This is a genomic window from Thermococcus sp. (genome assembly GCF_027066465.1).
Classification (GTDB): domain Archaea; phylum Methanobacteriota_B; class Thermococci; order Thermococcales; family Thermococcaceae; genus Thermococcus.
Genome location: NZ_JAMONU010000137.1, coordinates 1 through 8399, shown reverse-complemented (window position 1 = coordinate 8399; position 8399 = coordinate 1). Strand labels below are relative to the sequence as shown.

Genomic DNA, 8399 nt, shown 5'->3' with positions numbered 1-8399 from the left:
GTCGTGCAGGACTACATCGAGTTCTTCCGGGAGCTGTACATCGTCGGGATTGCATACCTGAGGGAGGGAAACAGGGTCCTGTACAAGAGGGAGAAGAAGTTTTTCTTCCGCGACCCTCTACTTGCGAGGCTCTTCTCTACCTGGAGCGGGGCGGAGCTTAGGGAAGATGCCCTCTACGAGTGGCTCGTTCAGGAGCATCTGTACAGGAAGTTTGGGGAAGTTTACTACTATCGGAACTCCTACGAGGTTGACGCAATCGCTGGAGACCTGAAGGTTGAAGTGAAGGCAGGAAAGGCCCACAGGAAGTATCCAAGAAACGTAATCGTGCTCGAAAGGGAAGACGTGCCCTTTTTCCTGCTGGAGCTGTGGGAGAGCTGAGAGCTTTACCTCTGCCCTAGATATTATACCCTTCGGGAGAAGGGAAATACATAAATACCCGGAGGGAGAAGGGAAATGACAATTTGTGACGATGCCGGGGCAGGAACAAAAGCTGATATTATAACAATGTATCTCATAGGAGGCATTATGGGTGGAATACTCATTTACATTTTGGTATTCTCCAGCAAATTCGGCGAGTTCGTTGACACAAAAATACTGGCACTAGCAAGTTTCGGAATTGCATCTGGAGCTTCTGCAATAATCTTCGGCCTAATTGACAACTTAGATGAGTTTATTGCTGGTATGGATACCAATGAAATTATGGCTAGATGCTTAAGCGACACCAAAACTCAAGAAGAGAAACTGGAAGAAGCGTATAGTAGAGCAATTAAAAGAGCCTACAATCTTTTCATCAGTTTTCTCATTGAATGGATACTTCTCGGCATCAGTACGGCCATCCTCTTATATTCGGGATTCCCCACTGGCTCACCACAATTTCCCTGATAGTATTCTCCCTAGGAAGCCTAGTCAGCTTCGTTCTCTGGATAATCTCCTATCTCCGATACAGAGATTACACTAAACAACTCCTCGCAATCCAGCTCAAGAAGAGCGACAAGGCAGAGATATCAATCAAGATTTAAGCTCTCCTGCGCTTTCCAGTATTTTTCATTAAGTATTACTCAGGCTAAATGCGTTCCCTTTACAGCCCAGACAACAAAAACGTATTTAACCAAGTTAGGACAAACCATGACTGGTGGGAGAATGAGTGAGGCTATTAACCCCAACGTGCTTCTCCAGAGAATAGACCAGATGGAGAGAGAATTAGAGAAGCTCAGGCTTGAGGTTCTGAAGATGAGGGCTGAAAACCTCCCTGAGGAAGAAGTTGACGAAGAGACTCTCAAAGACCTTGAAAAGAGGTTCGAGGAGTACAAGAGCGGAAAAGCAAAAGTAGTTAGCGGGGAAGAGGCCGTTAGAATACTCACCCAAATGCTGGAGGACTAACGCTTATAGGCCCTGCCCCTTGGTTCTATTTTAGCGATGTAGATAACCTTATTCTCCCAGTCCACACCGTAGAAAACTCTATATCCTCCAAGCCTGAGGGCATAAGCCGGAAAACCCTTAATCTTCTTTCCTTTAACTCTCCTTACGTCAAATCCTTTGGGTACGGGTGAGTTAGGGTCCTCACTTAAAGCCACGATAAACTCGCTTAACTTTTTAATGTGAGCCGGCTTCAGCCACTTTCGAGCTTCAGCGAAAACCCTTTCATCAACGTCAACTCTGAACACCACACTTCCCCTTTGAGAAGTATGGAACTTGAAATTTAAATAAAGCGCTCAAATTTGTTTATCCTCTACCCCTTGATGTAAGGAAGCCCCCCGAAGTACTTCGGAGAGTATCGATACCAATTCGCGGTAGAATGCCATACACTCTGAGAACTCGCACTTCTCAGTGTGTATAACGGTGTGAGAACCAGAAGCCCTCACTCCCCAACGACCTGCACTATAACGCGCCTGTGCCTCGGCCTGACGTCCAGCTCGACGAAGAAAATCTGCTGCCAGGTTCCGCGAACGAGCCGGCCGTTGATTACAGGAAAGCACTCGCTCGCGCCGAGAAGGGTCGCGCGCAGGTGGCTGTGGGCGTTGTCGTCTATCCTGTCGTGGAGGTAGCCGGCACCTTTTGGTATCAGCTCTCTCAACGTCCTCTTGAAGTCCTCCAGAAGGCCCGGCTCGTGCTCTATCGTGACTATCGCGCCGGTAGCGCCTGGAACGAAGACCAGAACGTGCCCGTTCTGGATTCCGCTCTCCTCGACGACCCTCTCAACCTCGGCCGTTATGTCCACGAGGTCAATCTCGCCCCTTGTTGAAAAGCGGAGCTCCTTGCTGTAAATCATCCCATCACCTCCAGTATTTTCTTAACCTTGTCCACGACGTCGAGGGGGTCGCTACCGAAGATGTAGACGAGTGGCTCAATCCCCTCTCCGCCCTCGTCGAGGACTGCGTCGAGCTTGTTATCTTCAAAAAGCGCCGAGATTACCGTTATAGCATCTTCATCGCTCAGCCCGCCGGTTTTTACTTTTTTGAACTTGAGACCGGACTTTTTGATTGCTTCTTCCACTGACTTATCAAGGCGCAGGTTGAGGACGCTTCTGACCTCGGGGTTCTTTTTTGAGACGGCGAGGATTAGAGATGCCGTGAATCTGCTCGCTCCAAACTCCGGTGGGAGAGCGTAGGGCCGACCTTTGACAAGCGTAATCCTTCCGGGAATTGCGATTACCTCTTCCGGAGTCCTGGCATTCGCTGGGGCGTAGGCCAGGTTGCTCCTGACCTCTGGTATAAGCTTTGAGAACCCGGGAAGGGAGAGCAGTTCCCTAACGGCTATTTTGGTCTCCTCAAGGTAGTGAAGTTCCGATGAAGTTGAGAACATGGACCTGCAGGCAGATTCGCTTATCCCGGCGTAGGCGGAGTAATGCCTGCAGAGTTTGCCCGATGAGAACAGCTCGAAGAGCCTTCTCGAAGTGAAAACTATCACCTCCTCCCTTGAGGCCCCCGAGAGTATGAGCCTCGCTATCTGCTCGGCAACTGGGTTCAGCAGCTCCCTGACCTCTGGGGACGGCTTTTTGTAGTTCCCGCTGAGGTATTTGCTCACCATCGCCTGCGTTATCCCTAGGTAGCCGGCTATCTTCGACTGTCTAAGGCCCTCGCGGTAGAGAACCTCCGATATCCTTGCCCTCAGATAGGGCATCAGTTCCTCCGCGATGTAAACGCTCGGCGTCTTCATAGCACCACCCTAAAACCGGGTTATTGAAAGTTTGAACTCGAGCTTAAATCATTGTCTCAACAAATACTTGTTAAAAAAGACTTAAAAACCCATCGATTTTTACACCGGAAGGGCTTCTATGGAGTGGAAAGGACGGGACGTTGTGAGCATAAGGGACTTCTCGAAGGAGGACATCGAGTTTGTTTTGAAGGTTGCCGAGAGGCTCGAGGAGGAACTTAACGAGAAGGGCTCGCTCGACTACGCGCGTGGAAAAATCCTGGCAACCCTTTTCTTCGAGCCGTCAACGAGAACCCGCCTGAGCTTCGAGAGCGCGATGCACAGGCTCGGCGGCTCGGTGATAGGCTTCTCCTCGGCCTCGAGCACGAGCGTCAAGAAGGGCGAAAGCCTGGCCGACACGATAAGAACCGTTGAGCAGTACAGCGACGTTATCGTCATAAGGCACCCGATGGAAGGTGCCGCCCGGCTGGCGGCGGAGGTTGCAGAGGTTCCGGTCATCAACGCCGGCGACGGGAGCAACCAGCACCCGACCCAAACCCTGCTCGACCTCTACACGATAAAGCGCGCCTTCGGAAGGATTGACGGCCTCAAGATTGGCCTGCTCGGCGACCTCAAGTACGGAAGAACCGTTCACAGCCTTGCGGAGGCCTTAGCGTTCTACGACGTCGAGCTGTACCTGATATCGCCGGAGCTTTTGAGGATGCCGAAGCACATCGTCGAGGAGCTGAAGGTGAGGGGCGTTAGGGTTTACGAGACGACCGACCTTGAGGGCGCGATTCCAGAGCTTGACGTGCTCTACGTAACGAGAATTCAGCGCGAGCGCTTCCCGGACGAGGAAGAGTACCTGAAGGTCAAGGGCAGCTATCAGGTGAACTGCAAGCTTTTGAAGAACGCCAAGGAAACGCTCAAAGTCATGCACCCGCTCCCGAGGGTTGACGAGATTCACCCGGAAGTCGATAAGAGCGAGCACGCGCTCTACTTCCGTCAGGTCTTCTCAGGAGTACCGGTTAGAATGGCTCTCCTGGGCCTAACACTGGGGGTGCTCTGAAATGCCCGAGCTGAAGGTTGAGGTAATCCCCGAGGGGACGGTAATAGACCACATACCGGCCGGAAAGTGGCTCAAGGTCATCGAAATCCTCGGCCTGACTAAGCCGAACGGAGGGACTTTGCTGATAGCCTCGAACGTCCCCAGCAAAAAGCTCGGCAGGAAGGACATCGTAAAGGTCGAGGGGAGGTATTTGAGCGAGGAAGAGGTGAACAAGATTGCGCTCATAGCCCCGAACGCGACCGTGAACATAGTCAAGGACTACAAGATTGCCGAGAAGTTCAAGGTCTCGATTCCGGACGAGATAGTGGGAATCCTCCGCTGTCCGAACCCCAACTGCGTTAGCAACCACGAGTACGTGAGGCCGAAGTTCCACGTCGTCTCAAAGGAGCCACTCAAGCTCCGCTGTCACTACTGCGAGAGAACGATTGAGGGGGAAGAAATACTGAAGAACCTCTAACCCTTTTCCCAAACCTTTTCTGCGCTCGGTCCGAGGTACGGAACCCTCCTTAAAACCGGAACCACAACCGCGAGGCTCAGGAATACGTCTATTATGCTCTGAACTGCGTTGGGCAGGCCTATTGCCACCCAGAAGGGAACGTGGGTCCACCTCTCAACGGCCTGGACAACCTGCTCCCTCGGAAGGCCGAGCCATATAGGGAGCGCCACGTAGTAGTTGAGGGCGAGCATCAGGGGAACCCTTATTGCAACGCCGACGATGTACGCGACGACACCGAAGATGAACAACCTGCGGGGGTTTCTGAAGTCGAGGCCGACCGTTCTCCTCGCGAACTCAAGGCCGAGTATCACGGGAAAGGTTGCCGTTACCTTCATCATTGCCCCAAGCCAGCTCGCTGATGAAACCACGGTGAGGCCTACGAAGAGCAGACCGAGGGCAAAAACGCCTCCCCAGAAGCCGAGGAGGAAGTAGACAACGACAATCGGAACCGCAACGAGGTCGATTTTCATCCCCCATACTGTTGGGAAGTCTATCGGGGCGACGTCGAGAAGGAGCGCGAGACCGAGCATTACACCTGAAATCGCTATCTCCCTTGCTCCGATTTTCACCCTCACCACCGACCCAAGTTTGTTCCACAATTTTAAAATCTTTGTTCCAAAAAAGGAACAATCTTCTTAAAAGCTCCCATGAGAAGGGAGGCCGATGTTCACCCCCGAGGCGATATCCAGGCTGGTTCGGGAGATAAGGCTTGAGCACGGCCTTCCGGAGAGTCCCTTCAGGATAGACGAGGTTCGCTACGACCCGGAGGGGGGCAAGCTCTTCATAATAGCCCACGACAGAACCGATAAAAGCGTTGTAATCGGCAACAGTCTCGTCATCGGAAAGCTACGCGAGAGGCTCGGGGTCAGGCAGGTTACCGTCTATTCAAACCTCGACCTTGAGACAAAGCGGAGAAAGCTGGACGAGGCCGAAAAGCTTCTTCCCAAAGAGCTTGAGTTCCTAACGCCGATAGTCGAGGCGGAAAGGAGATTCCCGCCGAGGGAGTGGCCCGAAGTTACGGGAAACCTGAAAACGCTCGTCTTCCTGAGCTTCTCCGCCAAACCGCTTCTCGGCTTTGCCAAAGCCCTCAAGCTCCCCTACGGGGCAATCGGGCTGAGGCACACCTATCCAAGGCTCGAGTACGAGGCCGTTGAAGGGGACCTTAGGGAGCTGTTCTTCCCAAATGAGGACAAGCTTGTGAGAATCGCTAGGGAAAGGGGTGCAAAGCTTGTCTTAGCGGATTTCCCATTCCCGCTGGGCGAGAAGGATGGAGTTTACCTCCTCAACCCCTTCAGACTTCTCCACATCGGCTTCTTCGAGCTGAAATATCTTTTTGGCTTCGAGTTTCCCACGATGGTCGATAAAGAAGCTCTTTTGGAGTTCGTCGCCAAACTCACCTACGATGGCCTCATGGAGTCCACGGATGGGGCCAAGGTTGTATGGCGCTACTGGAGGCGGAGGAGATGATAATCGGGGTCGTTGGAAAGATTGCCGCCGGAAAAACTACCGTTGCCAAGTTCTTCGAGGAGAAGGGATTCTGCAGGGTTTCCTGCAGTGAGCCGCTGATTGACCTGCTGACCCACAACGTTTCCGACTACTCTTGGATTCCAGAACTGCCAGAGAAGGCAGAGCCGACGCGCGAGAAACTCATAGAGTTCGGAAAGTACCTCAAGGACAAATACGGCGGGGACATCTTAATTCGCCTCGCCGTTGACAAGAAGAGGAACTGCAAGAACATCGTCATAGACGGCGTCCGCTCGCGGGAGGAAATCGAGGCGATAAAGAGGCTCGGTGGGAAGGTCATCTACGTCGAGGCAAGGCCTGAGATAAGGTTCGAGCGCCTGATGAGGAGAAAAGCTGAGAAGGACAGGGACATCAAGAGCTTCGAGGACTTCAAGGAGATGGACGACGCAGAGGAGAGGCTCTACCACACGAGCGAGCTTAAGGACCTAGCTGACTACGTCATAGTCAACGAGGGAACCCTTGAGGAGCTGAGGGAGAAGGTGGAGCGGATTATCGAGGAGCTGAGCAAGGCTTAAAGAGAGTTGAGAGTGAGGGAAGTTAGTGGGAACATGGGCGAGATAGTCGTGAGGATACCCGACGAGATTGAGAAATACCTAACCCCAGCCCTCAGGAAGAGGATAGAGCTCGAGGCCATCAAGGAAATCGAGGAAAGAATACGAAAGGCCAGCAGGTTCATCGAACTGGCCAAAAAGAGCGAGTTACGTGAAGAGGATGCCGAGAAGCTCGCCGAAGAACTCAAGAGAGACCTCGCAAAGAGGTATGGGGTAGTTTAGATGGAGGCAGTTCTCGACTTCAACCTCGTCTTCTCAGCCCTCCACAGCAGGGGCAAGGTACACTTGATTTTCGCGTGGAATTACGTGGTAAGGAAAGTGGAGTTTCTCGTTCCTGAGTTCTTCTGGAGAGAAATCGACGAGAAATGGAACAGAATTCTCAGTCTCACAAAACTCGAGGAAGATGAACTCCTTGAGATGCTCGACCGTCCCTAAAGAGGAGCTGAGGCCTTATTTGCCCGGGGCAAGGGAGATAACGCCCGACCCAAAGGACGTGCCCTACGTAGCGTTTGCTTTGGCTTTCAACGTTCCACTTGCAACGGGGGACAAAGCACTGAGGAAAGGACTAAAGGGAGCGAGGTTCAAGTAATCACGCCCAACGACCTCGCAAAAATCGTGCTGGGTGAGTGAGATGAACCTCCTGATAGTAGCCCCCTGCCTGTTGAGTCCGTTCTACGTTTACAGAGGCCCCAAGGAGAAGGAATACCTGACGGCAAAAGAGCTGAGGAAGCTGATTGGAGAACTCGGCGAGGAATGGCAGGTTCTTACCTACCCCTGCCCCGAGTTCGAGCTGATCGGCTGGCCGAGGCCCCCGATGGGAAGGGAGAGCTTTGAGAGACTCGGCATGCGCGAGAGGGTTCAGGTCATAGCGGACTTCATAGGGAGGGTTCTGACTGAAGAGAAGCCGGAGCGGGTGGTCTTCATCGGCGTTAAAGGCTCCCCAACCTGTGGTGTCTTCCACACGACCTCGAACGACCCTAATTCCTTTGACTACGGCCTGATTCCGGCGTTCTTCTACATGGACAAGGAAAAGAGGCTTGAGGAGAGCAGGAAAGTCGTTGAGAAATTTGGTTTTGAGGTTAAGGAAGGACCAGGACTGCTCTTTGAGGAGCTCATGGAGCGCTTCCCGGAGGCGGAGTTTTTAGAGTTCGACAAGGACGACGTTGAGGAGAGCGTTAAAAGGCTTGAAAAAGCTTTAAAATCCTAAAGGGCCACCAGAATCGCGCCGATAACTATGAGGAGCGCGCCGACCGCTGTTTTCACGTCCATCCTGCTCCCGAGGATGAGCCACGAGAGGAAGATTGCCAGCGCGATGCTCGTCTTGTCTATTGCAACTACAGCGGGAACACGGCCGGCTTTAACGGCCATGAAGTAGAAGAGCCACGAGAGCGCGCCCGCTATCCCTGAAAGCGCTATGAATAATAGCGCCCTTCCGCTCAGCGGTTCCCGAGTTACACCGCTCACGAGGGCGACGCCGACGAGGAAGACCGCCATTATGACGGCCCTCACAGCGGTCGCGAGCGTTGGATTGACGTCCCTGAGGCCGATTTTTCCAAAGATTGGAACGAGGGAAGCGAAGAACGCCGCGAGGATGGCGTAGATGATGTAGGTTTTCATCTCAAGCCCT

General features: G+C 52.9%; 13 protein-coding genes and 2 pseudogenes. 10 read left to right on the top strand and 5 right to left on the bottom strand.

The features are described from left to right. The 3 genes and pseudogenes from MVK46_RS06360 to MVK46_RS06350 form a co-directional block, all read left to right on the top strand. A pseudogene (locus tag MVK46_RS06360) lies at positions 1–378 on the top strand (ATP-binding protein); the annotation flags it as partial. A gap of 75 nt (positions 379–453) precedes the next feature. Then, entirely contained in the window at positions 454–882 is a 429-nt protein-coding gene (locus tag MVK46_RS06355) for a hypothetical protein (protein WP_297535795.1), read from the top strand. Between the two features lie 258 nt (positions 883–1140). Next, positions 1141–1380, top strand: a complete 240-nt coding sequence (locus MVK46_RS06350) for an addiction module protein (protein WP_297535794.1) — start codon at positions 1141–1143, stop codon at positions 1378–1380. Here MVK46_RS06350 and MVK46_RS06345 read toward each other — a convergent pair. The 3 genes from MVK46_RS06345 to MVK46_RS06335 all read right to left on the bottom strand — a co-directional run bounded on the left by MVK46_RS06345 (position 1377) and on the right by MVK46_RS06335 (position 3156). After that, complete coding sequence (locus MVK46_RS06345; protein ID WP_297535793.1) at positions 1377–1664, bottom strand: type II toxin-antitoxin system RelE/ParE family toxin; 288 nt, start codon at positions 1662–1664, stop codon at positions 1377–1379. The genes MVK46_RS06350 and MVK46_RS06345 overlap by 4 nt on opposite strands. A 194-nt stretch (positions 1665–1858) precedes the next feature. After that, positions 1859–2269: a secondary thiamine-phosphate synthase enzyme YjbQ gene (locus MVK46_RS06340; RefSeq protein ID WP_297535792.1), complete on the bottom strand. Its 411-nt coding sequence runs from the start codon at positions 2267–2269 to the stop codon at positions 1859–1861. Then, positions 2266–3156: a thiamine-phosphate synthase family protein gene (locus MVK46_RS06335; protein ID WP_297535791.1), complete on the bottom strand. Its 891-nt coding sequence runs from the start codon at positions 3154–3156 to the stop codon at positions 2266–2268. Before MVK46_RS06335 ends, MVK46_RS06340 begins: the two co-directional genes overlap by 4 nt. A gap of 118 nt (positions 3157–3274) precedes the next feature. Between MVK46_RS06335 and pyrB the strand changes: the two genes are divergently transcribed. Together pyrB and pyrI are read left to right on the top strand one after the other, a co-directional pair. After that, on the top strand, positions 3275–4201 hold the full coding sequence (gene pyrB / locus MVK46_RS06330) for an aspartate carbamoyltransferase (protein WP_297535790.1): 927 nt from the start codon (positions 3275–3277) through the stop codon (positions 4199–4201). 1 nt (position 4202) lies between these two features. After that, complete coding sequence (gene pyrI, locus MVK46_RS06325) at positions 4203–4658, top strand: aspartate carbamoyltransferase regulatory subunit (protein ID WP_297535789.1); 456 nt, start codon at positions 4203–4205, stop codon at positions 4656–4658. Here the strand turns inward: pyrI and MVK46_RS06320 are convergent. After that, entirely contained in the window at positions 4655–5272 is a 618-nt protein-coding gene (locus MVK46_RS06320; protein ID WP_367182638.1) for an ECF transporter S component, read from the bottom strand. The two genes, pyrI and MVK46_RS06320, sit on opposite strands and share 4 nt — an antisense overlap. Before the next feature lie 88 nt (positions 5273–5360). On the opposite strand from MVK46_RS06320, the gene MVK46_RS06315 reads away from it, so the two are divergent. From MVK46_RS06315 to MVK46_RS06290, 5 genes and pseudogenes are all read left to right on the top strand, one after another. Next, positions 5361–6164, top strand: coding sequence for a hypothetical protein (locus MVK46_RS06315; protein WP_297535788.1), 804 nt, complete (start codon positions 5361–5363; stop codon positions 6162–6164). Then, on the top strand, positions 6161–6736 hold the full coding sequence (locus tag MVK46_RS06310) for an AAA family ATPase (RefSeq protein ID WP_297535797.1): 576 nt from the start codon (positions 6161–6163) through the stop codon (positions 6734–6736). Before MVK46_RS06315 ends, MVK46_RS06310 begins: the two co-directional genes overlap by 4 nt. Positions 6737–6748: 12 nt before the next feature. Then, entirely contained in the window at positions 6749–6994 is a 246-nt protein-coding gene (locus MVK46_RS06305; RefSeq protein WP_297535787.1) for a hypothetical protein, read from the top strand. Continuing rightward, positions 6995–7361, top strand: a pseudogene (locus tag MVK46_RS10560) (PIN domain-containing protein). It abuts the gene before it with no gap. Between the two features lie 42 nt (positions 7362–7403). After that, entirely contained in the window at positions 7404–7979 is a 576-nt protein-coding gene (locus tag MVK46_RS06290) for a hypothetical protein (RefSeq protein ID WP_297535784.1), read from the top strand. Here the strand turns inward: MVK46_RS06290 and MVK46_RS06285 are convergent. After that, positions 7976–8399 (bottom strand): EamA family transporter (locus MVK46_RS06285; protein ID WP_367182637.1); only part of this gene is annotated, 424 nt, incomplete at its 5' end. The two genes, MVK46_RS06290 and MVK46_RS06285, sit on opposite strands and share 4 nt — an antisense overlap.